The organism is Antarctobacter heliothermus, from assembly GCF_002237555.1.
GTDB lineage: Bacteria > Pseudomonadota > Alphaproteobacteria > Rhodobacterales > Rhodobacteraceae > Antarctobacter > Antarctobacter heliothermus_B.
On record NZ_CP022540.1, the window covers coordinates 3,291,270 to 3,316,962 of the forward strand.

Consider the following 25,693-nt stretch of genomic DNA (forward strand, 5'->3'; position numbering starts at 1 on the left):
GCGCAAACCACCGGAACCGGGGCTCATGAGCAGATTTTTTACCTTAGTGTTGGCGCTGTGCCTGTGGTGCGGCGCGCTGACCGCGCAGGACACGGGTCTGGCTCGTCTGACCGGCGGCGTGATCGAGGATCGCCGGCAGGGCGCAACAGAGATAGAACTGACCCTGTCGCAGGGGGTGCCGTGGCGGCTGTTCACTCTGACCGATCCAGACCGGCTTGTGCTGGACTTTGCCGAGGTCGACTGGCAGGGGGCTGACCCCGAAGAGATAGACCAGAGCGACCGGATAGCCGCCCTCCGCATGGGGCTGTTCCGGCCCGGTTGGTCGCGGCTGGTGGCAGAACTGGCCGCTCCGATGGCGGTAGAGCGGGCCGAGATGCGCGTGACCCCGGACGGCGCGGGTGCGACACTGGCCTTGCGGTTGATTTCGACCGATGCGGACAGTTTTGTCGCCGCCGCCGGGCAGCCTGCCGATCCAACATGGGTGCAGACCCGGCCCAAGGCGCGGCGCGTGGTCGCTGATCCGGACCGCCCGTTGACTATCGTGCTGGACCCCGGCCATGGCGGTATTGATCCGGGGGCGCGGCGCGACGGCGTCAGCGAGGCGGATCTGATGCTGCTCTTTGCGAAGGAACTGCGCGAGGTACTGCTGCGCGCCGGTGACTACCGCGTGGTGTTGACCCGACAGGAAGACCAGTTTGTCTCGCTGGAGGCGCGGGTGAAACTGGCCCATGACGCCGGCGCTGACCTGTTTATCTCTCTGCACGCTGATGCCCTGTCCGAAGGCGTGGCGCATGGCGCGGCGGTTTACACTCTGGCCGAAGAGGCATCGGACGCGGCCTCGGCGGCGCTGGCGGAACGGCATGACCGCGATGACCTGCTGGCCGGGCTGGACCTGTCAGGAACCGATGATCGCGTGGCGCAGATCCTGATGGATCTTGCGCGGCTGGACAACACGCCACGCAGTCAGGCGCTGGCGGGGCATATCATTGGCGGGATCGAAAGCTCGCTGGGCCATGTTCACAAAGACCCGCTTCGGCAGGCGGCATTTTCGGTGCTCAAATCCGCCGACATTCCTTCTGTCCTGTTGGAACTGGGGTTCTTGTCGACAGAGGCCGATCTGCGAAGTTTACAGGATCCGGCGTGGCGCGCGGGGATGGCGGCGGGCATCCGTGACGGGCTGGCGGCATGGCTGGTCGAGGATGCGGCGCTGTCAGGACTTCGCCGACAGTAGGCAAACCCTTGCCCTATCGGCCAAACCCCGCGCGGTTGTGTTTTGACGCCACGCGTCTGGGCCTGTATTGAGGGGTTTGATCCGGCAATGGGGGCCGCAGGTGCTGCGTTTCATCTTTTCCTTCTTCGGGGCGATTTTCGCCGTTGTGACCATGGGCACCATGATGGTGGCGCTGACCATCGGGGCGGTGTTCTGGATGTACGGGCGCGATCTGCCCAGCCATGACCACTTGGCGCAATACACGCCACCGACGATCAGCCGGATCTATTCCACCGAAGGGGCTGTGATCGACGAATTCGCGCAAGAACGCCGGTTGTATACGCCTGCCGCCCAGATCCCCGATTTGGTCAAGGACGCGTTCATCTCTGCCGAGGACAAGAACTTTTACACCCATCAGGGCTATGACCTGCGCGGCATCGCCGCCGCCGCGGTGCAAGCAGTGCAAACCCGCGGTCGCGACGTGCGCGGTGCGTCCACCATCACCCAACAGGTGATGAAGAACTTTCTTCTGTCAGGCGACAGGCAGGCAGAGCGCAAGATCAAGGAAATCATCCTTGCCAGCCGGGTCGAGAATGCGCTGTCCAAGGAGAAGATCCTTGAACTGTACCTCAACGAGATCTTTCTTGGCCAAAACGCCTATGGTGTGACCGCCGCCGCACAGGTCTATTTCAACAAAAGCCTGTCAGAACTTGCACCGCATGAGGCGGCAATGCTGGCCTCTCTGCCCAAGGCACCGTCCGATTATCACCCCGTGCGCCGCAAGGAACGCTTGCAGGAACGTCGGGACTTCGTGCTGAAAGAGATGAATGAAAACGGCGTCATTGATGACGCCACCTATGAGATCGAGGTCGCGCAGCCGCTGCGGTCGGTCCAGAACGGCGATTTTGAACCTTACCAATTGTCATTGCCGCCGCGTGACTATTTCACCGATGAGATTCGCCGTCAGTTGAGCCGCGATTTCGGTGAGGATCAGTTCTTTTCCGGCGGTTATGCAGTCCGCGCGACGCTGGACGCCGAGATGCAGGAAAAGGCCGCTGCCTCGTTGCGGCGGGCTCTGGAAAAGTTCGACCGCGGTCAGGGCAAATGGCGTGGCACTGGCAAGACACTGGACGCTGCGCTGCTGTCTGATGAGACCGCATGGCGGGAGGCGTTGGCGCAGGTTCGCGTGGCGCGTGACGTCACGCTGGGCAACCCTTGGCATGTCGCAGTGGTGCGCGAGGTGCGCGACAATTCCCTGTTGATCGGGATCGAGGACGTGGCGCTGGATGACCCGCGCGGGGCAGAGGTACCGCGATCGGATACGGATTGGTTCTCGGGCAGCCTGAAAGAGAACTTTGAAGTTGGCGACGTGGTGCATGTGCGCGCCATCACTCAGGACACCGACGGCACGTTCATGCGCTGGTCGCTGCGGCAGGTGCCAGAGGTGCAAGGCGGCTTTATGGCGATGGACGCCCATACCGGGCGGGTGATTGCGATGCAGGGCGGGTTTTCCTACCAGCATTCGGTCTTTAATCGCGCAACGCAGGCACAGCGTCAGCCCGGCTCCAGCTTCAAACCCTTTGTCTATGCCTCCGCGCTGGACTCTGGCTATTCACCCGCCACCATCGTCGTGGACGCCCCGATCGAGATCAACACCGGCGGCAGCATCTGGCGACCGCAGAACGCTTCTCACAAGTTCTACGGGCCGACACCGCTGCGCACCGGCATCGAACAGTCGCGCAACCTGATGACCATCCGCCTCGCGCAAGAGGTGGGTATGGACATTGTTGCCAGCTACGCCGAGAAATTTGGCGTCTACGACCGCATGGGGCAGGTGCTGGCCAACGCGTTGGGGGCGGATGAGACAACCCTGTTCAAGATGGTCGCGGCCTATGCGATGTTCGCCAATGGTGGTCAGCGGGTCGAACCGACGCTGGTGGACCGTGTGCAGGATCGCTATGGCTCGACGGTATATTCGCATGAACAGGCATTGGGCAACAAACGGGTTTGCGTGGATTGCAGCAACCCTGAACTGGCCCCCGGTCAGGCCCCAAAGATTGCGGATGAACGCGAAAGGGTGATGAACGCGGTTACCGCCTATCAGCTGACCTCGATGATGCGCGGCGTGGTCGAACGCGGCACCGCCAGCCGCACGGTCAATCTCAGCGTGCCGACAGCAGGTAAGACGGGGACGACAAACGACGCCAAGGATGTCTGGTTTGTCGGCTTTACCTCCAACATCGTGGCGGGGTGCTACATCGGTTACGACACGCCCCGTTCGATGGGACGCGGTGCGTCGGGGGGCGGCATGTGCGGTCCGGTCTTTACCGAGTTCATGCGCGAAGCGGTCAAGAAATACGGCGGCGGGTCATTCAAGGTTCCCGAGGAATGCCAGTTCATCAAAATCGACCGTTTCTCCGGCGCGCGGTTGCCGAATGAGGCCAGCGGACCGAATGTGGTGTCTGAATGTTTCCGCCTTGGCGAAGAGCCGATCTTTGGCATCATGTTCGACGGCGGCTTTGCCATCTCCGGCAATTTCGACATGATCCAGCCGGACGGGTCGACCGTCGCACAAGAAGTCACAACGTCGACCGGGGACAAGGCCATTGTTGGACCGAAGGCGGGCTTTGGCACGCTGTCGTCGGGCGGATTGTACTAAGGGGTTGTACTAAAGGACTGTCCAATGCTCGGGTTCTGTGCGGGCTGGGTGCGGTTGGCCTGATCGCAGAATTCGCCCTGCACGGTTTCCCCGGCTTGCGAGCCTTCATGCCCCTTGGTATCACGCACCATTCGTAAGGACCGGGACAGGACCAGATAAGATGCGCGCAGAAATCCAGAACCATGTCGACAAGATCGAGAAATCGCTCGACCTGCTGGCGCAGCGCCTTGATTGGAACACCGCTCAGCACCGGCTGGAGGAATTCAACGCACGGGTTGAAGACCCCAACCTCTGGGATGATCCGGCGGCGGCGCAAAAACTGATGCGAGAACGTCAGCAGCTGGTCGACGCAATGGAAACCTATTCCGCGATGAAACAGGACTTAGCCGATCAGATGGAACTGATCGAACTGGGCGAGATGGAAGACGACGCCGAGGTTGTCGCCGAGGCCGAGCAAGCCATCACCGCGATGGTCGGCAAAGCTGCCAAGAAGGAACTTGAGGCGCTGCTGAACGGTGAAACGGACGGCAACGACGCCTTTCTGGAAATCAAGGCCGGCGCTGGCGGCACCGAGGCCTGCGACTGGGCCAACATGCTGGCGCGGATGTATGTTCGCTGGGCCGAAAAGCGCGGCTTTGAGGTAGACCTGCAAGAAGAACAGTCCGGCGGTGAGGCGGGCATCAAATCCGCCACCTACCAGATCAAGGGGCCAAACGCCTATGGCTGGCTGAAATCAGAAAGCGGCACGCATCGGTTGGTGCGCATTTCGCCTTTTGGCAAAGGCACACGAGAAACATCCTTTGCCGCTGTCGGGGCCTATCCAGTGATCGATGACAACATCGAGATTGAGGTGAACCCCGCCGATATCCGCATCGACACCTACCGGTCGTCCGGGGCGGGCGGGCAGCACGTCAACACCACTGACTCGGCTGTGCGGATCACCCACGCGCCCACCGGGATCGTTGTGACGTCGTCCGAGAAATCGCAGCACCAGAACCGGGACATCGCCATGAAGGCGTTGAAATCGCGGTTGTATCAGATGGAGTTGGACAAGCGGAATGCAGAGGTCAACGCCCTGCATGAGGCCAAAGGCGATGCCGGATGGGGCAACCAGATCCGGTCTTATGTCCTTCAGCCCTACCAGATGGTCAAAGATCTGCGCACCAACTATGAAACCGCCGATACCTCGGGCGTGCTGGATGGGGATCTTGATCCGTTCATGGCGGCGACGCTGGCAATGAATGTGTCGGGCAAAAGCCGCGCAGACGCGCAGTCCGAGGACTGACACACGACCAATCGCTAGTAGGACCGCAGCACCCCGCGAAAGGCAAAACTCTCGCGGGTCTTGCGTTCGGAAAACTTGGCGTTTCCATCCAGAAACTGCACCGTCAATGGGCGTCCGGCGGTTTCTGCCGCTAGGGTCAGTCCCGGTAGATGCGCCACGCCAGAGGCAAAGGCCAGAACGCGCGCGGGCGCATCCCGACCGGCCCAAACCTGCACCGCATCGGGGTCTGTCGGGTCGATCCGCTGGGCGATCACGCCGCCGGTGCCGGTGATCGGATCGGCGGGCAGCACCATCTCAAACAACTCGAACGCGCCGGTGGCGGTCGGGTCGAGGGCAAAGGCCATGATGATGCCGGACTGCGGATCAGTCGCGCCCAGCGGCAGGCGGGGTGGCGCCGCCGCCAGTTGGCGGGCCGCGGCGTCATAGTCGATCCGGAGCAACTCTCCGCGCCGCAGGATCCAGCTTTCCAACCGGGGGAACGGCGCGGCGAGAGAGGAGAGTTGGATTGCGGCGGTCTCTGGTTCTTGGGTTTGGTACTGGAACCGGGTTGTGCCCGTGACTGTCGCGGCAGCGGTGGTTACGAGGATCACAAGGATCATCGCAAACAACGACACTACCGCGTCCAGTTGATAGCTGTCGTCCGGCTCATCGGGGTGGCGACGTTGGCGTTTGCTCATTCCAGCGGTTCCTCTGTCGGACTTTCTGGCGGAGCGGTCATGATGACCGTGACCAACAGAATGGCGCGTTCCTGCGCGGTATCGCGGTTGGTGACATCGTCTGTCGCGTCGTTCATCTGACCGACCGCCTGTTGAAACCGTGTGACACAGCGGAACGCCCGCTGGTCTGACTCCAGTCGGACGCGGGTCATCAGCCTGTCGGGGCGCGGATGTGTGGCCAGCCAGGTGGCCGCATCAGAGGGCGACATGGGGGCGGAGGCGGTCAGCCACTCAGGCGTCGATGAGGTGGCAACCTCTCCCTCCGCACAACGCAGCACCACATCGGCCTGCGGCTGGCTATCCGGCCGGTCTTGTCGGTTGCTGGACAGGATGATCAGGATCAACAGGATGGCGGTGCCGCCGACAAAGGCATCCACCATGGCCAGCACCGGCGGTCGGATCAGACCGCGACGCAGCGGCCCGGTCATTCCAGACCGGCGCGGCGCGACAGGCGCTCCCAGGCCTGATCAATCGCCTTGGCCCCGATCAGACAGATCAGCGCGCCGATCAATCCCAACAGCGTGGTGTCAAAGGCAACATGCAGTTCCGACAGCACAGGTTGTAGCGCGTCCGGGTTGCCGATGGCCCCGGGCAGCGACTCGATCGCGCCGGATAGGCCAACAACCGTGCCCAGAAAGCCCAGCATCGGAAAGGCTGTCAGGCCCAGCCGCAAGGGATCTGCGATGACGTCGCCCTCTGTGGCAAGATCAAAGGCGTCCAGCCGCCGCTGTTCCGGGTGACCGGCGCGCAACCTGCGGGCCGCGAACAACCGTGTCAGTTGCGCCAAGGGCGTCAACAGGCCCGCGCGTGCCTCATGGCGGGCGACTAGGCGGGTGTCGATGGCAAGGCAGATCAGCTGGACGGAGATAAACAGCAGCGTGGCAAGACATCCGGCGGCAAAGACCAGCCGGACCGGATCACCAAGGAGACGCGTCAAAAGGGGATACCCGCTGTCGTCGGGGGGGGCATCGGACGCAGCGCCGGGTAGGAGCGTGAGTTCGGTAGGCACGTCGGAATTCGGTAAAACACCCGGCGCAGCATCTGGCGGCGTGTCACCAAATCCCGCCACCCATGAGGTCACAGTCTGAGTCAGATCGCGCGCTGCGTCGGCGATGCTGCGGGGGTCCGTCAGTCCCAGATCGCGGAACAGGGCCACCGTCAACGCCACCAGTGCGGCACAGATCAGCAGGCTGCGCCAAGGGCGGACTGGCAAAATACCGTTGTCCTGATCCGCGGCGCGCGGCATCGGGGTCATGTCACTCCATCCCGCGCAGGGTCGCCAACAGGGCGCGGACCTCAGCCTGTCTTGCGGCCATTTCCGTACGACGGGCAATCAACCCGTCGATCTGGTCCAGCGTCTCGGCAGAGGCGCCGAAGCCCGCGTTTTCCTCTTGCAGCGCAATCTCTGCATCCAGTTCAGCCAGAACATCGGACAACTGCTTGTCCAGCGTCAAGGCGACCTCGATCAGGTCGGCATTCTCTGTCGCAGGGACTGGATCTGCGGCATGGGTTTCGGCGTGCAAGGGCAGGGCCGATACGCCAAGAGCCGCCAAGCCAAGGGAAAAACCAAATGCCGGAACGCAGGCCCCCAAACGGGGAGCCTGCGCGATCCGGCCTTTCGCACTCATCTCAGTTCTCGACGAGATTGGGATCACGCTTGCGCAGCGCGTCTTCGACCTGCGCGACACGGTCGGCCCCTTGCTGGATGATGCCGGTGGCGTCGGCAAACAGCTGTTGGATCTGGTCATAGCGGCGCAGTTTGATCAGGAAAACGATGCGCTTGCGCTCTGCCTCGACGGCCCGGATGCGACGTTCCAGCGCCTCGAATTCAGACACAAGCGTGCCGCGCTGATCGGAAAACACCTGCGCGTCTTCCAGAAAGGCCTCTTCGAAATCAAGGAACCCTTCGACCTTGGCGGCCTGCGCGTCAACCTTGGCGGATTCTTCCAATGCTTGCAGGCGGGTGACATAGCTGCCGTCGGGATCGCCCACGGCGGCATGGGCGCGCAGGGTGGCGATCATCTCGTCAAAGGCGGCGTCGGCCTCATTCAGTTCAATGGTGGCAAGGTCTATTTCTGCCGACAAGGTGTCGATCCGATCGATTGTCGCCTGCCGGGAGGCGGCGATATCTTCGATTACTTTGGCAAGCGATACCTCTTCCGGTTCGGCATCCTGCGCCTGTGCCGCGCCAGAAAACGACAGGGCAAGACCAAGGGCAATGGCGGTGGAAATACGTTTGAGAGAATGAAACATCTCGATACTCCTGCTTGAATGAGAGGCAAGGTGCGCGGGATCTCCGCACGACCTAGTTGCAAATGGACGGGTCGACAAAGCCGAGGCTGGTCAAAGACGAAAGATCGCGTTCAAGGCTGTCGACGACGACACTGATCTGCCTGTTTTGCTCTTCGGCACCGACCAGCGATTGTTGCAGTTGGGTCTGGAACACTTCGACCACGGCCTCGCAGTTGTCAAAGGTCCGGTTGGTACAGAATTCCTCGCCGCGTGAGGCGAACCATTTCGAATATTCCAGCCGGCAAGACGTGACTTGGCCCAGATTGTCGCTCAATTCATCGGCGCGCCCGCTCAGCGACGATGCACCGATATCAATCTGGATCAACATATCTTCGCCGATGCTACAGGCCAACGCCACCAATTCATCGCCGCTCAGGGGCCGGTCGCTGAGGCCCAGCGAGGGCATGGCATCGTATTCGCGTTGAACTACGCCGGTCTCACCGCTGAGGCAGCCGAACATCGCCTCCAGCGCAAGGCTGGACGTGGCGCAGGCGGGACGATCAGAAAAGAAGGCATCGAAGATGGCCAGACGGTCCTTGTTGCGCGCAATGACCCGGCTGGGTTCGCGCCGGATCTGGCGTTTTTCGTCGATGCAGGCCTGTAACGTGACCAGCCCGGTTTCCGACGGCACAGGGCAGCTTGCTGCATCAGCGTCGGGCAGGGCGGTCATTGCGGCATCGCAGGCTTCTGTGTTGTCGAGCAGGAACTTGGTCGAGGTGCAGGCCACCTGACAATAGTTCGGGCAGGTGGACAGCATGTCGCGGGTCGAACATTGTTCGACGGCAAAGCTCACCGGATCGGGTGTGTCCTGCGCAAGCGCGGGGCCGGCACCCGCCACAACCCCGCTTGCGACGAGAAAAGGCATCAGAAAGGGACGGGACATCAGGGAATGGCAGACGGAAAACGGCATGTGGGACGATCCAAAAATTGCTTTTCCCAGGTTGCCCTGAGACCTTGTCAAACGCGTGTCACCGTTCGAAGATACCCTTGGTCCCAAGGATAGCAAATGTTTTTTGATTTTGAGATTGAACCGAAATGGGCGGGGCTGTGCCGCCGTGCCAGCAGACGCATACTGGCATCTATGGTCTTGGTTTTCCTGACCTTGCAGGCGGTGCAGGCGCAGGATGAAGAGATAGTTCCTGTACCCGCTCCCGCACTCGCTGCGCCTGTTGCGCAGCCGGCGCTGTGCGCCGAGGCGGGCCTGTCGCCCGAGGATTGTCTGGAATTGCTGGGGCAGTTTTCGCTGGACCTGTATTGCGATATCAACGCGGTTGAGGATGCGGATTGCCCCGCGTTCCTGTCTGCCTACAGGATGCCGTCTGACTGCCGGGCTGCCAATCTGACCGTGCTTGGCTGTGTCGATTTCCTGTCCCGCCGCACGCTTTACTTTCGCGAGCAGGTGAAGGGGCTGATTGCCCAGTGTGCCTTTGAAACGGATGAGGTCTGCGCCCCGGTCGAGGCGGATTTGCAGGCCAAGGTTGGGGCGCTGGAAGTGGAATTGGCACAGGCGACTGAGGACAACGCAGACCTTGTGGCCGAGCTCGACGAGCTGATCGCCGTCAGAGCGGACCTGGAGGCGCAGGCTACGCGGCTGACGCAGGAGGCGCAGGCGCGGACCGCTGAACTGGCTTCGGCGCAGGCGGCGCTGGAGGATGAACAGGTGTCGGTCGGAGATGTGTGCCGGGCGGCAGCGGTGCGTCTGAATGCCCGCGCACAAGAGGCGTTGCCCACCGCCGCGCCCACGTTGGACCAAATCGCCTGCGAGGCGAACCCGATGGCCGAGATCACGCGTTTTCTGACGGTGCTTTCGTCGGGCGTAGCCCCCGCACCCGCGCCAACCCCGACGCCGTCCCCCCAACCGGCTCCAGAACCGGCCCCGGATGCCGCCCCGGAACCTGTTTCTGATCTGACCTGCACGGCGGTGCCCGGCGCAGAGGATCTGATCGCCTTTATGACCTCTGAACCGGGGGTCTTTGGCGGGTTGGCGCCGGTGCGGTTCAATCGGCTGATCCGGGAACTGGCAGAAGGCAAACAAGCGCAGGAAACTGTGAACGCGGTCTGGCCCGACCCAATCGACGACATCGACGTTGCGCTGCCATTTCTGGCAATAGATCTGCTGTGCAAGCAGTTCCCGGCCACCTGCCTGGCGGACAGTGGTTTGGACCTGTGCCCGTGATCCGGGCCGCTGCGCTGGTGGCCTTGCTGATCGGCGCGGCCCCGGTGGCGGCCCAACAGTGCCCGGTGTTTCGCGTCGCCCCCTGTCTTCCGATCCCGCCGGTCCAACCAGAAGAGCCCTCCTGTTCCGGGCTGTGTGAGGATCTCAGCGACCAGATGCAGCGCGGGTGTACAGCAGGTCCGGACCAACCCTATGCCGATACGGTCTATCTGCGCCGCGCCAGCCCGTTGGTTGGCACCGAGGCGGATCAGCGCTTCCTTGCGCTGGCAGCCCTTGCCGAAACGCTGGACGGGGTTGCGCCGCTGACGGCGTCGTTGGTGGATAGCGACGATCCCGGCGTGCGCTATGCGGCGGCTTTGCAAGTGGCGCTGACGGCGCTGCGGGCCGGGCAGATCGCCGATCCCCGCTTTGCCGAGGCGTTGGAGATCATGGCAGGGGTTGAGGATCCGGGGGTTCCGCGCAGCGATTTGTTGTTCCTGCAAGCCACGCTGGCCGAGGCCGAAGGCCGGGGCAACGACGCCCTGGCCCTTGCGCGCGCCGCCGCCGTGGTGGAACCTCGGTTCTTCAACGCGCTGGCGCTGCAGGTGCGGCTGACGTTGGAACAGGGGGAGCATCTGCGCGGCAGCGCCAGCCGGTTCGCCGGCGGAGCGGTTTGCACCGCAGAATTCACCCAACTGCTGAAGGCGCTGGCGCAGATTGCCGATCTGGAACCCTGTCCGCGCGTAGCGGCGCATCTGGAACTGTATCTGTCCCGCGCCTTGCGCGCCCCGGACAGCGCGCCCGGAATGCAGGCGGTGCAGGTCTATCTGGCGGTGTTGTCGCGGCGCGCGGCGCTGGCACAAGGCGCGTTGGATGCCTTTGTCAAAGCCCCGGCGCCCGTCTGCGCGGATAGTGTCTCAGCCGAGTTAGATGGATTGTTGCGGCTGCTGAACGTGGAGGGGCAGCCGTGACTCGCCTGCGGTCGGGTGCACGGGTGTTTGGCTGGATCGCACTTGTCGCCCTTGCATTCGTTGCGGTCTGGCAAGGGGCCGGCCCGGCGGCGTTGCGACCCGGCGGCTGGTTCGGGACATTGGCGGCGGGGGTGGTGCTGGCCGCGGGGCTGTGGCCCGGCTGGACCGCGCGGGCGTTGCCTGCCGCCGCGCTAGCAACCTTTCTGGGCGGCGTGCTGTTTTCCGGTTTGCCGGAACTACAGGGGCAGGGGGCCGCAATGGCCCTGACGCTGGGTGCGGGCGGGGCGGCGTGCCTCTGTGCTCTTTTGTGTCTGGATGGCCGGGGGGCCGTTGGAGCGGCGCTGTTGGGCGGCGCGCTGCATGTCGGCCTGATCGAGGTGCTGACCGCCCCGCCCATGGCCTCGCCCACTGCGACCTGGCCTTGGGCTATGCCAGGTCTGCTGGCGGTCTGGTTAGTGGTCGGCATGGGGATCAGTCTGACAGCGCCGCGTAGCGACGCTGGGCCTCGGCGTGCAGCCAGTCATAGTCCCGGAGCAGCCGGATCCAGGTAAGCCGCAGGATTGGATCAGGCGCGGAAAAGCGTCGGGCGTCCAGCACCAGACCCGCCGCAACCCGGCTTTCGCGATTCCATTCCAGCCGGGGGTCAAAGACATTGGCCGGGCGCGGCGGGCAGTCGGTGCAGTCAAACGCCGTATCGGCCATCGCCAGGCGCATCAGATCGGCGCATTGCTGGTCAGCGATCATCGGGTGGCCAACAAGGCACAGCTCATACTCTGTCAACCGCTCACGCACCCGGCACAGGGCCGAAATCAGCCGCCAATCGCCCTCCAGCGCATCCGCGCCGCCCACCCGGCAGTTCTACGCCGGGGTCGCAACGATCCAGTCGGTGCCGCCCTCGGGGGCCAAGGGCGCAAGCGCGGCAAGCATCTGGCCGGATGTGCTGCGGGCGCGCGCCGGATCGGCGGCGATGGCGCGGCGTTCGACGGCGGTCTGGATCAGACGCCCGCCGGACCAGCCAAGCAGCGCCAGCAGCCCCAGCAGGACCATTTCGCGCAAGAGCCTCCCCAGCGGTCGTCGTCGTTGGGGGATTGGTGTCGCGGGCACCTCGACCGGATCAGGGGGCGGCGCGGCCACCGGCTGAAGGACCACCGTCTCGGACCGCACCGCCTTGGCTGTTCGGGTGGCGGCCAGCGCCGCCTCAAAGCTTTCGGCCGACGGCCAGACCAGTTCGGACAAGTGCAGGCAGATCCGCAGATTGGCCAGGGCCGCGCCAAGGGTATTCGGGTGCGCGCCTTCGGGACGGGCCGCCAGCGGGGTCGACAGCGGGCTGTCCGGCGGCAATGCGGCGGTGAACTCGGCTGGAGAAAATGGCGCGTCCTCATCCGGCTGGTCCCCGGTCAGATACCAAGCCAACAGGTCGGCCCGCGCCCGGGCATAGCGCGCCTGACTGCGGAACCTGTAGTAGGGCGGCGCGCCGTCCGGGGACGTCATTGGCTGCGGACCTCATCATAGGGGCGCGGCATATAGCTTAGCGGCAGATAGATCGTCTGCACGTTTCCGATGCCGATGCGGGGCCAGATGTATTTGCGGCTGGCCAGATCGTCATAGTCCTGTTCCACCTGATCCCAGACCAGATCGCCGGGCCGACCGTCAGGACCAATCTCGAACGGGCGCTCCACCCGCAGGTTGGAGTCGATCAGCTTGAGCAGTTTGCGGGTGCGACACGCCTCGCGCCGGTACGCCTCGACCCTTGTGCGGGTGGTTTTGGACAGGCTGCCCAGATCCTGTCCCAGTTCAAATACCCCGTCGCCAAGGATGGTCCGGTTCACCAGCGGGATGTCGTCGCGGTTGTCGAAATAGGCAAAGTACAGCGCGTTGTCGCGTGACAGCACATCGCCGGTCAGGATCTCGATGACTTCGCGCAGGGCATTGGACAGAAGGCCCTCTGCACCGGTGTCATGCATCGACTTGCACAGGATATCGAACTGTTCTGACAGCAGTTTGACGTCATTGGGGCTGATCGCGGCGAAATAGTCCCAATCGTTCGACGTGCCATCGGGGGGCACCGCGACATAGCCCTTTGCCGCCAATGTCCGCGCTTCGGCAGAGCCTTGTACGTCGTCCAGATCAATGCCGTAGATCTTGCGTGCAGCGGCCACCAATTGCGCGTAGCCGGGGGGATAGCGGTTCGTTTCCGCCACGGTGCTTTCCTCACCGCTGAGCAGGATGCTGGCGATCTGGGTGCTGATCACGTCCTGCAATTCAGTCGCGCCGCGCAGCGACTGACGGATGCGCAGGCGCGCCTCATCGTCTGATTGTCCGCCGCGCGCGGGGTCATAGGTCAGTTGCGTGTCGATCCCCATCGGCACGCCGTCGATGCGCGTCCGGTTCAGCAGGTCGCGGGTCTGGGTGACCAGATCGCTGTTTACCCCGGCGATGAATTCGCCCAGCACCGCAATGGGGACATACAGCACGTTCTGCGCCGACATCAGATCGACCAACACATCAGGGGCCGGACCCCGGTCGCCGTGGTCTGCGATATGCACGACAATGCGCACGCCGTCCGGGCGCCAGTCGGCAGAAGTGATCGCCTGGTACAGGGCGGCAAAGGCGGCCTCTGGCTTGCCGCCCACCGGGTCGGCGATGAACAGATCGGCGGTTTGCAGCGGGTCGAACTCGTCCCCGCCATAAATCTCGGTCAGCGGCACCGCCGTCTTGATCTGCATCGGCCCGCCGTGGTCCATCGCCCCTGTCGACAGGAAATCGCCGTACATCACCGCGCCAAAGCGGTTGGTGGTCGAGGCGCGCGCAAGGGCGATGTCGGCCACCTCTTTGGCGACCATGGGAAAGTAGTCCGCCATCGACGCGGTCGCAACCATGACAAACAAGACGTCGACGGAATCCAGCAGGCTGATCTTGTCCACGACCCGGTCTCCGCCCGTGTCGGAACACAGTTGGTTTTCCCCGCAGCGCGCGCCAATAAAGGCGATCTCCAGATGTGGTTCCTGCCGGGTGCCCAGCGTCGCCTCGGGTGCGCGATTGTCCACCAGAACCGGGTATTTGTCGAAATCCTCACCGCCTGACAGCATCGCGTCCAGATTGGGTGGCACGACGGCCAGAGGTTCGGCGGCGGCGGTGCCGGGGGCTTCGGTCAGGATCGGGGCCGTTGCGCCCTTTTTGAAGAACGTGGTCAGACGCGAGAACCAGACCGTTCCGGCGGTTTCCAGCACCCAACCCTCAACCGTCTTTTGATCCGGGCCGATCAGGACAAACAGGTCTTCGCCATCGGGCGAGGCCGCCACGTCCCAGACCTTGAAGACGGAAAAGATCGACAGATCGCTGTCCAGCCGCGCGCCGGTGTCCGGCGCCGAATAGCGCGCGACGGCGGCGCGGTCGGCGGGATCATCGGCGTTGGCGTTCCATGTCAGAAACTTGGTTTCGATCGGGTTGTCGGCAAAGCTGCCGTCGGGCTGGCGCAGCTCTTCACAGAGCGCCTCAAAGCTGCCCAGTTGCTCTTTCTGGGCGCAATAGGCCGAGACGCTCATCGGATCCAGCGAGGGACAGGCGCGCCCTCGGTTCAGCGGTGTTATCGGACCGGCATCGCCCTGCGCCCCGCCTAGCAGGGCGGTGCGCGGCACCCAGCCGCAAAAGTTCTGCCCCTCTTCGGCAAGGATCAGCACAAGGTCGTCCGTGCGGGCAAAGCATTTGACCGGCGTAAAGGGCGGGATCACCGAGTCTGTCATGGGTTGCGGCGCAAGGCGGCCGGATTTGATCTGCTGGGCACGGACCGTGACGCTGTTGCCGCTGCGCGGATAGGCAGAGATCTTTTCGTTCAGATCGGACTGGCAGGTGCCCGAGGGGCTGACGAAACTGTCGGCCTGTCGGCCTGTCGGCCTGTTGGGCGGCAGCGGGCAGGGGCAGCGCGAACAGAGCCGCGACCGCTGAGACAAGGGGGAACAGTCGGATCATTGCAGGTCTCCGAAGAGATAAGGGGCGAGGGTTTCCAGCGCATGGATCAGTTTCAACTGATCCGCGACATCGGGGGTAACGACCCAATGGGTCAAACCGCTGCCATCGTCGGGACAGCGTGTGGCCAGCCGTTCGGCGGCGGTTGCAAATGTCTCGGACCCTGTCGGATTGATCAGCGTCGCTTGCACCGGCTTGGACAGGTCAAAGGTCGCCTGCTGGCTAAGGAAATCGATCACCAGCGATCCACGCCGACTGCGGTCCGGCAACGCGGGGGGCGTGGCACAGTAGTCGGTCCCCGCGTCCAGTCCGCTGCGTCCAAGAATAACAAAACGGGGTGGGGTGGCGGTGGACGCTGCGCGCGCCTTCAGTTCGTTCTCAAGGTTCAGTGGACCAACCTCACCCGGGTGCAAGGTCTTGGCGGCGCGCAGCGCACTGTCGGCCGTCAGGGGTTCGGGCGGCAGAAATCCCTTGTCCACGCCCCCCGCCGCTTGCAACAGGAACAGATCCTCGACTCGTCGGGAAAAAACCGTTTGCGCGGAACTGGCAAGGATGCTGAGCGCCGACATCATGTCACGCCCGCCGCGCGCAAGGGTCCAGCCCGGATACAGGTCCGGTCGCAGCGGCATTCCGTTAGTGGCCTCCAACCCGGTGGCATTGTAGAGCAGGACAAAGACTGGCCGTGCGGTGCTGGTCAGGGCAGCGTCAGCAAAGACAACGCGGCCGCCTTCGGTCACGGACACGGGCAAATCAGGTGCGTCTGGCGCGCCGGGTTCGTCAGTCAGATCCGCCAGCGGTAGGGCGGTTTCGGGAAAGTGTCCGCCCCACGACAGGCTGCAACTGGAGGGTTGCGGGCGGGCGTCGGCGTAGGGCCGAACCTCGGACGGGGCGAACAGGCGCAGGCTCAATTCCCGCATCGGCATCGACAGGATCGGGGCCGTATTGTCGGTGCTCAGGGTAAACCGGCCATAGACCTCTTCGCCACCGGGGTCGACGACCGCACTATTCAGGTCGATCTCCAGCGGCAGGCGGAGAGAGGGGTGGTCAGGATGGGAAATCTCGGCCTCGGGGACGCAGCTGGCAACGATGGCACTACCCGGCGGGTCTGCCAGCAGCAGGTCCACCCCCGTCAGCAAACGAGGCGGCGGCGGGGGCGGCGCCCGCAGGACCAGACGATAGCCGCGCTCTGCAACCTCGATGGCATAGGGTTGCAACCCGGAGTCCAGAACACCGAAGTCGATCAGTTGCACAAGCGCCGCCGCGCGGTCCACTGCGCTGTCGCTGAGCAGGGTGTCCAGTGCCGCGCGAATGGCGTGTCTGTCCTCCGGGCTGTGGTGGTCGAGTTTGTCTGCCAATCGGATGCTATCCAGAAGGATCACCTCATCCTCCGGGCCGATCAGTGTGACCGAGAGCCGTTCATCCACAAAATCAGCGGGATCGGCACGCGGCTTTGGCACATCCGTGACGGAGCCGTCTGCTGGATCGGGATCAGGGTCAGGATCAGGAGTTGGGGCAAGAACGCGAAGCGGCGGCGCAATCGGCTGCACCGGACCACTGGCAGCCAACAGCCGGGCCGTGAAGTCGCTAAGATAGGTGGCGCATCCCGCGTCGCAGGTCACAGCAACCAGTTGCCGCCCCTTGCCTTGCCGCAGGTCCAGCGCCATCCACGCCCAATCGCCTTTGGTGAACGTGTCTTCCTTTTGGCTGGCGATGTAGGGAGCCACGCTGAAATCGGCAAAGGCATCGTCTTGGCGGGTCAATGTACCGCCGCCGCTGCCGCGCAGATCCGGGTGGATCAACAGGGGGCCGACGCTCATCCGGGCATTGGCTTCGGTGATCGAAAGGCCTTCGAGAAATTCCAGACCAAACACACCCTCGTTGAAGACAAAGACCGATACCGGCATCGGTGCGCCGTCGCGTCGGGACAGTACCTCTTGGCGTTCGTCGGTGCGCAGGATGCCGGTGACCTCTATGCAGCCTTCATGCCGGAATGCGCCGGTGGTGTTGAAATCCACCGGGTCGCGCTGGCGTTCCGTCAGAAGCCCGAAAAAGCCGGAGAACGGTGGCGCCGCTTCTGGCGTCTGCGCTGCCACGGGATCGAACAGCGGGGTGTCATCGCGCAACAGGCGCATGGCGGACAGACCGTCTGACAGTTGGCTTTCGGCATAGGCGACCAGCACCGGGTCACAGGCCGACGGCCTGCGCGGTCTGGATGACCGACCAGCCCAGCCAATCGGGCGCCAGATCCCAAACCCGCGCGATGCGCGCCGCCTGCAGCTCATGGGCGATCACCAGTTCGAAACCTGCCAGAATGGTTACGGCCAGCGTGATCATCAGCAGTGCCAGCGGCACCAAAAACACGATGTGGCCCAGCCGGTAGCCTACGGCACGTATGATGCTGAGGAACCGTCCATTCGAAACGATGAAGGCCTGCACCGACAGGGCAACGGCAATGGCGATAGAGATGGCCATCGCGGTCATGACGGCAAACAGCAGGTTGCGGCTGCCCAGCGCAATGCCCAGCAATCGCCGCACCTGCGCCAGCGCATCATCGTTCAGCTTGTAGCCGGGGCCGTGGATCTGATCGTACAGCTCTGGTCGGTCGGCCCACTCGTCGATGGTGCAGAACAACTCTTCCGCATACTCGGCGTCAAAGTACAGCGCCGCGCTGTCAATGGGCGGCCAGCTGTTGCCCCAGTGGTTGGGTCGTATATCGGGCGATTTCATCAGCCGCAGATAGGCGTCGTTGGTCATCGCGATTTCGGCGCTCAGCACCGATGATCCAGGAATATCGGCGATCAGACCGGCAATGCGCACCGGTTTGAGCAGCCGTTCGGTGCCGAAACAGAACTACTCGGGCACTGGGTCGCCGGGATTTACGCCGAACCGCCGTTTGAGGAAATCCGGCGTGACAAAGGCGGCCTCTCGCAGGTCGGGTTTGTCAAAGGCAGCAATGGCTGTCAGTGGCGCGCCAGCAGGCCGGATTGGCAGATCGCGGTACAGCGGCTCTGCATGGTCGTAGACGACAAGCACTGCATTCCCCGCGCGGTTGCGCGCCCCGTCGCAATTCCCGCGTAGGTCCGCGGCGCGAACGCTCAGTTCCAGCCGCCTGCCAAACACCTGTGGCGATCGTGCGCCGGCGGCGATCTCTGGCGCAAACCGGGTGGTTAGGTCGGTTTCGATCTGCCGCACCGCACGCAGCGACAGCAGGTCCTCTGCGGTGCTGTCCACGTCTCCGAACCGTTCCAGCGTGTAGTGCGAAACCTCTGGCCGCGACAGGTCGCGGGCGAATTTCGCGTCCAAAACGGAGGTTCCGAACAGGGTGGCATAGGCCGCAAGGATGCCCAGCAGGATGATCAGTGCAAAGGTCGAACGCGACATCCGTCGCAGCCAGCCAAGCGGCGTCCAGACTGCTGGTTGGTTCGTCGCAAAAGATCACGCGCGGGTCGGCGGCCAGCGCACGGGCGACGGCAATCCGCTGCTGCTGGCCTCCGGAAAGGTCGGACACGCGCATGTCGTGCAGACCCTGCGCCTTGTCCTCGGGGCCCAATAGCCCGAACTCTGTCATCAGACCGGTAAATCGCGCAGACTCCAGCCGGGGCCGCGTCAGTGCTCGCGCCATATCGACATTCAGCCCGACCGACAGGCTTTTCATCAGGTAGGATTCCTGAAAGACAAAGCTGACCGTGCCCGGTTTGGGCGGCGTGCCTGCCAGCAGATCGGCGCTGTCATCGCTGCCCGGCAGCAATTGCAATTGCGATCCAGCGGCCGCCGCGGACACCAGATTGGGGGCTTTGAGGCCGCTCAACACGCTCAACAGTGTTGATTTGCCAGAGCCTGACTGCCCGATGACCGCCACGACGCCGGGGCCGGTGATGTCCAGTGAGTCGATGTAGATGCCGCTGAAACCGGGCTGATCACGGCCTTGCGCCGTGCGATAGACCATGCCGGTCTGTCTGCAAATCGCTACGCGGTTTGACACCTGAAACCTGTTTGTCAGAAATGAACTTTGCACGACTAAACCGCGTTCAGGCCGGGGGTGCAAGGGGGCGAGCCCGGCGGCGTGGACCACAAGGGGAGGGGGGCCTTCCCGGTGCAGTGCGCACGGGTGCAGCGACAGGGACATGTCCGTGATGGGGGCGGACATGTCGCACAGGGCGCTGGACGGCGTTCGAAAACGGTGCATAGTGGCATCAGACGGATCATCGCACAGGTCCGGTTGCCGTCTTGATCGGGTACAATGTCTGCGCATCTGTAAGGGTGCGGCATCAAGTGCGCGTGTATCGGCTATTCGGCCATGTACTTCTTTGCGGGTTTGGCCTATAGCTGCGGGTCTTGTGCCGTCGCGGCGCTGTTTCCGGCACTTGCTGCCGCTTTTCCATGGAATTTCCCCACTATGATCTCTTCTCTGTCCGAGGCGCTCGCCGAGCGTGGTTTCGACAAATTGACCCCTGTTCAGGAGGCCGTGATTGCGCCGGAACTGGCGGCGTCGGACCTGCTGGTGTCGGCGCAAACCGGGTCAGGCAAGACCGTGGGCTTTGGCCTTGCCATCGCACCCACCCTACTGGGTGAGGCGACGTCCTTTGACCGCGCGGCAGAGCCGCTGGCGCTGGTCATCGCGCCGACACGCGAACTGGCGTTTCAGGTCAAACAGGAACTGGCGTGGCTGTATGCCCGCACCGGCGCGGTTGTCACCTCCTGCGTGGGCGGCATGGACATGCGCGACGAACGCCGCGCCTTGTCGCGCGGTGCGCATATCGTTGTCGGCACCCCCGGCCGCCTCAAGGACCACATCCTGCGCGGATCGCTGGATCTCAGCGGGCTGAAGGCGGCGGTGCTGGACGAAGCGGATGAGATGCTGGACCTCGGGTTTCATGAGGATCTGGAGTATATTCTGGGGGAATCCCCGGAAGAGCGGCGCACGCTGCTGTTCTCGGCCACTGTGCCGCCGACCATCGTCAAGCTTGCGGAACAGTATCAACGCGACGCACAGCGGATCAGCACGCTCACCGGCACCACGCAGCACGCCGATATTTCCTATCAGGCCATCCGCGTCGCAGCGTCGGACAGCGAACATGCGATTTTCAACATGTTGCGCTTTCATCACGATCAAAGCGCCATCGTCTTTGCGAACACCCGTGCTGCAGTGAACCATCTGTCGGCGCGGCTGGGCAACCGGGGGCTGGCCACGGTCAGCCTGTCGGGGGAACTTAGCCAGACCGAACGCACCCATGCGTTGCAGGCGATGCGCGACGGACGGGCGCGGGTCTGTGTGGCCACGGATGTGGCGGCGCGGGGCATCGACCTGCCGAACCTCAATCTGGTGATCCACGCCGATCTGCCCACGAATACCGAAAGCCTGCTGCACCGCTCTGGTCGGACGGGCCGGGCAGGGCGCAAGGGGATCTCAGCGCTGATCGTGCCGCCGCGCATGACCAACAAGGCCGACAGGCTGCTGAAATGGGCCAAGATCAACGCCGAATGGACAGAGGCACCGTCGCCGGAGGATATTCTGCGCCAGGACGAAGAGCGCCTGTTGAACGATCCCGCATGGGATGAGCCCGTGACCGAGGACCAGAGCACCTTTGCTGCCAAACTGTTGGAGCGTCACGGTCCCGAGGCCATCGCCGCCGCTTATCTACGGATGTACCAGTCGCGCCATGCCGCCCCCGAAGAATTGCTGCCGCCGGATTCCAAACCGGCCCGCAATGCAGAGCGCAGCTTTGGCCCCAGCCGCTGGGTGTCGCTGTCGGTCGGTCGCGGTGACCGCGCAGAGGCGCGCTGGCTCTTGCCGCTGCTGTGCCGCTCAGGCGGGCTGGACAAGAACGACATTGGCGCGATCCGCGTGCAGGACAGTGAGACCTATGTGGAATTGCTGGCCGCCAAGGTTGACGGCTTCCTGTCCGCACTGGGCGCCGATGCGGTGCTGGAAGACGGCATTGCCGTGCGTGCCATGGACAAGGCCCCGGACCTGAAACCGCAGCGTCGTGGGCCGAAACCCGACGGTGCCGGTCCGCGTCCCCGCCGGGATTTCGACAACGACGACAAACCGCGCAAGCCGCGTCCGCCGCGCCACGACGATGCCGCGCCCGCGCCGCGCAAGGACCGCGCCGAGGCCACCGAGCGGCCCAGACCGGCAGCCCGCGCCGTGCATGGCGACAAGCCGTCGTATGGCGATAAGCCGAAGTACGGCGAAAAACCAAAGTACGGGGACAAGCCGAAGTCCGGGGACAAGCCCAGATATGAGGGCAAGCCCAAGTACGAAGGCAAACCCAAATACGAGGGCAAGCCTCGGCAAGAGGCGGGCTCATCGGCTCCGGGGCAATCCCGCTCTCGGGATCAGGACGCGACCGGACCGGCCAAGTTTAAAGCCAGACCCAGCCCTGCCGGAAAGCCGGGCCATAAATCGACCGGCCCCAAGCCGTTTGGGGCCAAGCCAAAGGGGCCGGGCAAGGGCAAGCCTGCTGGCGCTGGTGATGCAAGCAATACGTCCAAGCGGTTTGTACCCAAGAAGCCGGGTAAACCGGCTGGCAAGCCGCGCGGACCGGGCGGCCCCCGCGAAGGTGGCTTTGACGCGCCCAAGCGCGGAAAGCGCTAGAACTTCAGGCGTCCGGCCAGCAGCAAGCTGACCGGACGTTCTTGTATGGCGCTAGGGCGATTCCGTGGTGAGGATTGCCAATGACCCGAACACCCCCGGAAAAATGCGTTCGCCTTGCCTAGACGTCCGGTGTTTATGGGCACTTCGGTTCTTGCAAGACCGGTGGCTTCGCGCGATGCAGTCGCAAAGCGAAGCCAATACGAACAGGGATACCAGACCCATGACCGACACCAGCAACCGCAAACACTCTCTTGTCACCCGGGTCGCGCAGGCGCTGCACGTCATTGAGGCTGAGACTGGCGCGGTTGTGCCGTCGATCCAGCCAGCGGCCACCTATGCGCGCGACGAAAACTACGCGGTGCGCAAGCCGTACTGGTATCGCCGTGACGGCAACCAGACCACCAGTCAGGCCGAGGCAATCATCGCCGAGCTGGAAAACGCCACGGAGTCGTTCCTGTTCGCGTCCGGCATGTCGGCCTGCACCGCTGTGATTGAACATTTGCCGACCGGCGCGCATGTTGTGGTGCCGCGCGTCATGTATCACGGCGTCCTGTACCAGATTCAAACCTATGCGAAGAAGGGGCGGATCAGCGTAAGCTACTACACCGCTGGAAACCTTGATGAACTGGCGGCGGCGGTCAAACCCGGCGAAACCCGGCTGGTCTGGGTCGAAACGCCCAACAACCCCAATTGGGAAGTCACCGATATTGCTGCCGCCGCAGAGATCGCCCATGCCGCCGGGGCCAAGCTGTTGACCGATTGTACCGCGACACCGCCCAACATGACCCGGGCGCTGGATCTGGGGGCGGATTTCTCATTCCATTCGGCGACCAAGTTCCTGAACGGCCATTCGGATTGCACCGCCGGGGTGTTGTCGGTCAAGGAAGTCGATCAGGACTGGGAAGACATCTACATGGTGCGCAAACTGCACGGCACGGTATTGCAGTCGCATGATGCCTGGCTGTTGATCCGGGGAATGCGGACGCTGTTCCTGCGGGTCGAAAAGTCGTGCAAGAACGCCATGGCGATTGCCAGACATTTCGAGGGTCACCAACATGTGGCGGCAGTGCTGTATCCCGGTCTGCCCTCTGATCCGGGCCATGAGGTGGCCAAGCGTCAGACTGACGGGCAATTTGGCGGTATGTTGTCGATCCTGATCGACGGAACCGAACAGAACGCCATCGACGTGGCGCGGTTCTGCGAGGTGTTCTATCCCGCAACTTCGCTGGGCGGGGTCGAAAGCCTGATTGAACATCGCAAGACGGTGTCCGGTGAGGGGTTTCCCGTGGACGCCCGCCTGTTGCGACTGTCCGCCGGGATCGAAGACCCCGACGATCTGATCTATGATCTGGAACAAGCGATTGCGCGGGCGTTCAGCTAGCGACGGGCCGGAACGCCGCGCGCAGAATCAAACCTTCATCTGGGTACCGTCTGGGTCGAACATCGGCCCCTCGGCCACGGTTGCGTCAAACATCTGGCGTGCGATGTCGACCTGAAGCCTTGTACCCCCTGCCAGACGGTGATGCCCGTGGCACAGCGCAACGGGTTTGCCCACCCGGTAGCCAAAGGCGCAGGTCGTGGTCTGACCGACAATCTTGCCGTCCAGATAAACCGGCTCATGACCCAGCGGCACCGCTGTGGGGTCGTCCAGGGTCAGGGAAAAGACGCGTGAGACATCGCCCTTCGCACGCGCCGCCGCCAGAGCGTTAGCGCCGATAAACCCACCCGATTTCCGGGTGGCAAAATCCAGCCCGGCGCTGATCGGCGTGACGTCGCTGTCCAGTTCGTGCCCCATGGCGCAGAAGCCCTTTTCAACCCGCATCGAGGTCTGTGCAAACAGCCCCGCAGGCACCGCACCTGCCGCCGTCAATGCTGCGTAGATGGCGCGCGCGTTTTCCGTCAGACAGGTGATCTCCCAACCCGCCTCACCGACATAGGACAGGCGCGCGGCGCGCACATGTTTGCCCGCGATATGGGCCGGACCGACCTTGAAGTATCCCAGATCGTTGAGATCTGGCGCGCCGCAGTCACCAACGATGCGCGCCGCCTCTGGTCCCATCAGGCCCAGTACGGCGTACTTTTCGGTGCTGTCTTCCAGCGTCAGGTCAAAGCCTACAGCATGGCGGCGAAACCAAGCCAAATCGCGTTTGATCGCATTGGTGCCGACAAATAGCCGGTAGTGATCCTGTGCGATGCGATGCGCGGTGATGTCGCTCTCATAAGTGCCGCGCTGGTTCAGGACAGCGGTGTAGATCACGGAGCCCGGCGAGCGCTGCACATGACCGGCGCAAGTGTAGCGCAAGAATGCCTCGGCGTCCGGGCCTGTCACCTCGATCTTGCCCAAGGGCGAGGCGTCGAAGATCGCCGCCTTTTCATGTGCGGCACTGACCTCGGCACGGACGTTTTCGAACCAGTCGGGCCGGTCAAACCGCAGCACCGGCTCTGCCGTCTTGCCAAAGTACAGCGGCCGCTCCCAGCCATAGACCTGCCCCATGTGCGCACCAGCGGCGCGGTATTCCGCATCCAATGGCAGGCGGCGCAGGTCTCGTGCGGTCTTTAGCTGTTTGCCGGGATAGCAAATGTCGTAATGCGTGCCAAGGATCTCTGGCGCGCGGGCCATCAGATGCTCGACCGAGTTGAACACCGGGGCAAAGCGCTTGGCATCCGCCTCTGACAGGTCATAGGCGGTGTGGCCATGCACGATGGCATGGGCAAGGTTCATGCCCGCGCCACCGCCAGAGGCCATCCCGACAGAGTTCATGCCGCAGCCTAGAAACAGCCCGCGCGTCTCGGCGGTTTCGCCCAGCATAAATGTGCCGTCGGGGGTAAAGCTTTCGGGGCCGTTCAGCAGCATCTTGACCTCTGCGGTTTCCAGTGCGGGCAGTCGGTGCAGAGCGTTCATCATCATCGGCTCAAAGTGGTCCCAGTCCTCTGGCAGCAGACCAAATTCAAAGCTCTCGTTCAGCACGCCCGGCGCGATGGGTTTACCCATCGGTTCGAAACAGCCGACCAGCAGACCGCCGCTGTCATCGCGGATATACAGGTGGTTGTCGTGATCCGACAGGGTCGGGGTGTTGCCGACAATGCCGTCAATCGGTTTGGTTAACAGGTAAAAATGTTCGCAGGCCAGCGCCGGAACCTCGGCCCCGGCCATAGCGCCTACCTCGCGCGACCACAGTCCGGTGCATAGCGCCACCGCGTCGCAGGTGATCGCGCCCTGTGTCGTCTCAACCCCGGTGATGCGGCCCTGATCGGTCAGGATGCCGGTGACGCCGGTCCGTTCGAACAGCTTGGCCGCCTGCGCCTTTGCGCCCTTGACCAGCGCGGCACAGACATCAGAGGGCGACACCCGGCCGTCAGAGGGTGACCAGACCGCGCCCAGCACGTCCTCGGCATTCATCAGGGGCCAGCGTTCCTTGGCCTCTCCGGGGGGGATCGAGACGGCGTCAATGCCATAGGCATGTGCCAGCGCCTCTTGACGTTTTACATGGGTTAAGCGGTCCGGGTTGGTGGCGATCGACAGCGATCCCTTCTGGATCCAACCGACTGACTGCCTGGTTTCCTGTTCCAGCCGTGAATACAGATCGACGGAATACTGGATCATCCGCGTCAGGTTACGCGAATTGCGCAGCGCCCGCACCTGTGCGGCGGAATGCCAAGTGGTGCCAGAGGTCAGCGCATTGCGTTCCAGCAGGACCGCATCGCTGACACCCATTTGGGCGAGGTGGTACAGGGTGGAACATCCCATGATGCCACCACCAATGACAACAACGGAGGCGTGAGAGGGAAGAGGCTCTGGCATGAGAATGTCCATAAGGGCTGGCTGGGCGCGCGGTTGGCT

22 protein-coding genes and 1 pseudogene are annotated in these 25,693 nt (G+C 63.4%); 9 read left to right on the plus strand and 14 right to left on the minus strand.

The window, feature by feature from the left end; all coding sequences use genetic code 11:
• Positions 1-25: 25 nt before the first annotated feature.
• The 3 genes from ANTHELSMS3_RS15840 to prfB all read left to right on the plus strand — a co-directional run bounded on the left by ANTHELSMS3_RS15840 (position 26) and on the right by prfB (position 5,154).
• Positions 26-1,231, plus strand: a complete 1,206-nt coding sequence (locus ANTHELSMS3_RS15840; RefSeq protein WP_094035714.1) for an N-acetylmuramoyl-L-alanine amidase — start codon at positions 26-28, stop codon at positions 1,229-1,231.
• A 100-nt stretch (positions 1,232-1,331) separates the two neighbouring features.
• Entirely contained in the window at positions 1,332-3,869 is a 2,538-nt protein-coding gene (locus ANTHELSMS3_RS15845) for a penicillin-binding protein 1A (protein ID WP_094037174.1), read from the plus strand.
• 160 nt (positions 3,870-4,029) lie between these two features.
• Complete coding sequence (prfB, locus tag ANTHELSMS3_RS15850; protein WP_094035715.1) at positions 4,030-5,154, plus strand: peptide chain release factor 2; 1,125 nt, start codon at positions 4,030-4,032, stop codon at positions 5,152-5,154.
• 14 nt (positions 5,155-5,168) lie between these two features.
• On the opposite strand, the gene ANTHELSMS3_RS15855 is transcribed toward prfB, so the two are convergent.
• The 6 genes from ANTHELSMS3_RS15855 to ANTHELSMS3_RS15880 are packed head-to-tail and all read right to left on the minus strand — an operon-like array spanning position 5,169 to position 9,072.
• Positions 5,169-5,831, minus strand: coding sequence for a hypothetical protein (locus ANTHELSMS3_RS15855; protein WP_094035716.1), 663 nt, complete (start codon positions 5,829-5,831; stop codon positions 5,169-5,171).
• A complete protein-coding gene (locus ANTHELSMS3_RS15860; protein ID WP_094035717.1) occupies positions 5,828-6,298 on the minus strand; it encodes a hypothetical protein in 471 nt (156 codons plus the stop codon). Before ANTHELSMS3_RS15860 ends, ANTHELSMS3_RS15855 begins: the two co-directional genes overlap by 4 nt.
• The gene (locus tag ANTHELSMS3_RS15865) at positions 6,295-7,125 is read right to left on the minus strand and encodes a MotA/TolQ/ExbB proton channel family protein (RefSeq protein ID WP_094035718.1); all 831 of its coding nucleotides are present in this window, start codon (positions 7,123-7,125) and stop codon (positions 6,295-6,297) included. The genes ANTHELSMS3_RS15860 and ANTHELSMS3_RS15865 overlap by 4 nt, the downstream gene beginning before the upstream one ends.
• Position 7,126: 1 nt before the next feature.
• Complete coding sequence (locus tag ANTHELSMS3_RS15870) at positions 7,127-7,498, minus strand: hypothetical protein (protein WP_094035719.1); 372 nt, start codon at positions 7,496-7,498, stop codon at positions 7,127-7,129.
• 1 nt (position 7,499) lies between these two features.
• Positions 7,500-8,123 carry a hypothetical protein gene (locus tag ANTHELSMS3_RS15875; protein WP_094035720.1) on the minus strand — a complete coding sequence of 208 codons (624 nt, stop codon included), beginning with the start codon at positions 8,121-8,123 and terminating at the stop codon, positions 7,500-7,502.
• A 52-nt stretch (positions 8,124-8,175) separates the two neighbouring features.
• Positions 8,176-9,072 (minus strand): hypothetical protein, encoded by an 897-nt coding sequence (locus ANTHELSMS3_RS15880; protein ID WP_094035721.1) that lies wholly within the window; start codon positions 9,070-9,072, stop codon positions 8,176-8,178.
• Between the two features lie 96 nt (positions 9,073-9,168).
• On the opposite strand from ANTHELSMS3_RS15880, the gene ANTHELSMS3_RS15885 reads away from it, so the two are divergent.
• From ANTHELSMS3_RS15885 to ANTHELSMS3_RS25600, 3 genes are read left to right on the plus strand one after another with little or no spacing between them, the layout of a single operon-like run.
• The gene (locus tag ANTHELSMS3_RS15885) at positions 9,169-10,338 is read left to right on the plus strand and encodes a hypothetical protein (RefSeq protein ID WP_094035722.1); all 1,170 of its coding nucleotides are present in this window, start codon (positions 9,169-9,171) and stop codon (positions 10,336-10,338) included.
• A complete protein-coding gene (locus ANTHELSMS3_RS15890) occupies positions 10,335-11,288 on the plus strand; it encodes a hypothetical protein (RefSeq protein ID WP_157733535.1) in 954 nt (317 codons plus the stop codon). The genes ANTHELSMS3_RS15885 and ANTHELSMS3_RS15890 overlap by 4 nt, the downstream gene beginning before the upstream one ends.
• Positions 11,285-11,839, plus strand: coding sequence for a hypothetical protein (locus ANTHELSMS3_RS25600; RefSeq protein ID WP_157733536.1), 555 nt, complete (start codon positions 11,285-11,287; stop codon positions 11,837-11,839). Before ANTHELSMS3_RS15890 ends, ANTHELSMS3_RS25600 begins: the two co-directional genes overlap by 4 nt.
• On the opposite strand, the gene ANTHELSMS3_RS15895 is transcribed toward ANTHELSMS3_RS25600, so the two are convergent.
• Genes ANTHELSMS3_RS15895 through ANTHELSMS3_RS26025 form a run of 6 tightly spaced genes read right to left on the minus strand, consistent with a single transcriptional unit; the run spans position 11,760 to position 18,635 of the window.
• Positions 11,760-12,137: a hypothetical protein gene (locus ANTHELSMS3_RS15895; RefSeq protein ID WP_094035724.1), complete on the minus strand. Its 378-nt coding sequence runs from the start codon at positions 12,135-12,137 to the stop codon at positions 11,760-11,762. The two genes, ANTHELSMS3_RS25600 and ANTHELSMS3_RS15895, sit on opposite strands and share 80 nt — an antisense overlap.
• Positions 12,138-12,146: 9 nt before the next feature.
• Positions 12,147-12,779 (minus strand): hypothetical protein, encoded by a 633-nt coding sequence (locus ANTHELSMS3_RS15900; protein ID WP_094035725.1) that lies wholly within the window; start codon positions 12,777-12,779, stop codon positions 12,147-12,149.
• A complete protein-coding gene (locus ANTHELSMS3_RS15905) occupies positions 12,776-15,238 on the minus strand; it encodes a hypothetical protein (RefSeq protein ID WP_094035726.1) in 2,463 nt (820 codons plus the stop codon). Before ANTHELSMS3_RS15905 ends, ANTHELSMS3_RS15900 begins: the two co-directional genes overlap by 4 nt.
• A 15-nt stretch (positions 15,239-15,253) precedes the next feature.
• Positions 15,254-17,434, minus strand: a complete 2,181-nt coding sequence (locus ANTHELSMS3_RS15910) for a hypothetical protein (protein WP_094035727.1) — start codon at positions 17,432-17,434, stop codon at positions 15,254-15,256.
• 4 nt (positions 17,435-17,438) lie between these two features.
• The gene (locus tag ANTHELSMS3_RS15915) at positions 17,439-18,071 is read right to left on the minus strand and encodes a hypothetical protein (RefSeq protein ID WP_094035728.1); all 633 of its coding nucleotides are present in this window, start codon (positions 18,069-18,071) and stop codon (positions 17,439-17,441) included.
• Between the two features lie 33 nt (positions 18,072-18,104).
• Positions 18,105-18,635, minus strand: coding sequence for a hypothetical protein (locus tag ANTHELSMS3_RS26025; protein ID WP_254694755.1), 531 nt, complete (start codon positions 18,633-18,635; stop codon positions 18,105-18,107).
• Between ANTHELSMS3_RS26025 and ANTHELSMS3_RS26030 the strand changes: the two genes are divergently transcribed.
• Complete coding sequence (locus ANTHELSMS3_RS26030; RefSeq protein WP_254694756.1) at positions 18,607-18,807, plus strand: hypothetical protein; 201 nt, start codon at positions 18,607-18,609, stop codon at positions 18,805-18,807. The genes ANTHELSMS3_RS26025 and ANTHELSMS3_RS26030 overlap by 29 nt on opposite strands.
• Here the strand turns inward: ANTHELSMS3_RS26030 and ANTHELSMS3_RS26500 are convergent.
• Positions 18,727-19,506, minus strand: a pseudogene (locus tag ANTHELSMS3_RS26500) (ATP-binding cassette domain-containing protein); the annotation flags it as partial. The gene ANTHELSMS3_RS26030 and the pseudogene ANTHELSMS3_RS26500 overlap by 81 nt on opposite strands.
• Positions 19,507-19,650: 144 nt before the next feature.
• On the opposite strand from ANTHELSMS3_RS26500, the gene ANTHELSMS3_RS15925 reads away from it, so the two are divergent.
• Both ANTHELSMS3_RS15925 and ANTHELSMS3_RS15930 read left to right on the plus strand, forming a co-directional pair.
• Positions 19,651-21,852: a DEAD/DEAH box helicase gene (locus ANTHELSMS3_RS15925; protein WP_094037175.1), complete on the plus strand. Its 2,202-nt coding sequence runs from the start codon at positions 19,651-19,653 to the stop codon at positions 21,850-21,852.
• Positions 21,853-22,072: 220 nt separating this feature from the next.
• Positions 22,073-23,233, plus strand: a complete 1,161-nt coding sequence (locus tag ANTHELSMS3_RS15930; RefSeq protein ID WP_094035730.1) for a trans-sulfuration enzyme family protein — start codon at positions 22,073-22,075, stop codon at positions 23,231-23,233.
• 27 nt (positions 23,234-23,260) lie between these two features.
• Here ANTHELSMS3_RS15930 and ANTHELSMS3_RS15935 read toward each other — a convergent pair whose 3' ends face one another.
• Positions 23,261-25,654 (minus strand): GcvT family protein, encoded by a 2,394-nt coding sequence (locus tag ANTHELSMS3_RS15935; RefSeq protein WP_094035731.1) that lies wholly within the window; start codon positions 25,652-25,654, stop codon positions 23,261-23,263.
• Positions 25,655-25,693: the final 39 nt, after the last annotated feature.

Coding starts and splice junctions, on each gene's coding strand:
- ANTHELSMS3_RS15840 (WP_094035714.1), top strand. CDS start 26: ATGAGCAGATTTTTTACCTTAGTGTTGGCGCTGTGCCTGTGGTGCGGC.
- prfB (WP_094035715.1), top strand. CDS start 4,030: ATGCGCGCAGAAATCCAGAACCATGTCGACAAGATCGAGAAATCGCTC.
- ANTHELSMS3_RS15855 (WP_094035716.1), bottom strand. CDS start 5,831: ATGAGCAAACGCCAACGTCGCCACCCCGATGAGCCGGACGACAGCTAT.
- ANTHELSMS3_RS15860 (WP_094035717.1), bottom strand. CDS start 6,298: ATGACCGGGCCGCTGCGTCGCGGTCTGATCCGACCGCCGGTGCTGGCC.
- ANTHELSMS3_RS15865 (WP_094035718.1), bottom strand. CDS start 7,125: ATGACCCCGATGCCGCGCGCCGCGGATCAGGACAACGGTATTTTGCCA.
- ANTHELSMS3_RS15870 (WP_094035719.1), bottom strand. CDS start 7,498: ATGAGTGCGAAAGGCCGGATCGCGCAGGCTCCCCGTTTGGGGGCCTGC.
- ANTHELSMS3_RS15875 (WP_094035720.1), bottom strand. CDS start 8,123: ATGTTTCATTCTCTCAAACGTATTTCCACCGCCATTGCCCTTGGTCTT.
- ANTHELSMS3_RS15880 (WP_094035721.1), bottom strand. CDS start 9,072: ATGCCGTTTTCCGTCTGCCATTCCCTGATGTCCCGTCCCTTTCTGATG.
- ANTHELSMS3_RS15885 (WP_094035722.1), top strand. CDS start 9,169: ATGTTTTTTGATTTTGAGATTGAACCGAAATGGGCGGGGCTGTGCCGC.
- ANTHELSMS3_RS15900 (WP_094035725.1), bottom strand. CDS start 12,779: ATGACGTCCCCGGACGGCGCGCCGCCCTACTACAGGTTCCGCAGTCAG.
- ANTHELSMS3_RS26030 (WP_254694756.1), top strand. CDS start 18,607: ATGATCAGTGCAAAGGTCGAACGCGACATCCGTCGCAGCCAGCCAAGC.
- ANTHELSMS3_RS26025 (WP_254694755.1), bottom strand. CDS start 18,635: ATGTCGCGTTCGACCTTTGCACTGATCATCCTGCTGGGCATCCTTGCG.
- ANTHELSMS3_RS15925 (WP_094037175.1), top strand. CDS start 19,651: ATGATCTCTTCTCTGTCCGAGGCGCTCGCCGAGCGTGGTTTCGACAAA.
- ANTHELSMS3_RS15930 (WP_094035730.1), top strand. CDS start 22,073: ATGACCGACACCAGCAACCGCAAACACTCTCTTGTCACCCGGGTCGCG.
- ANTHELSMS3_RS15935 (WP_094035731.1), bottom strand. CDS start 25,654: ATGCCAGAGCCTCTTCCCTCTCACGCCTCCGTTGTTGTCATTGGTGGT.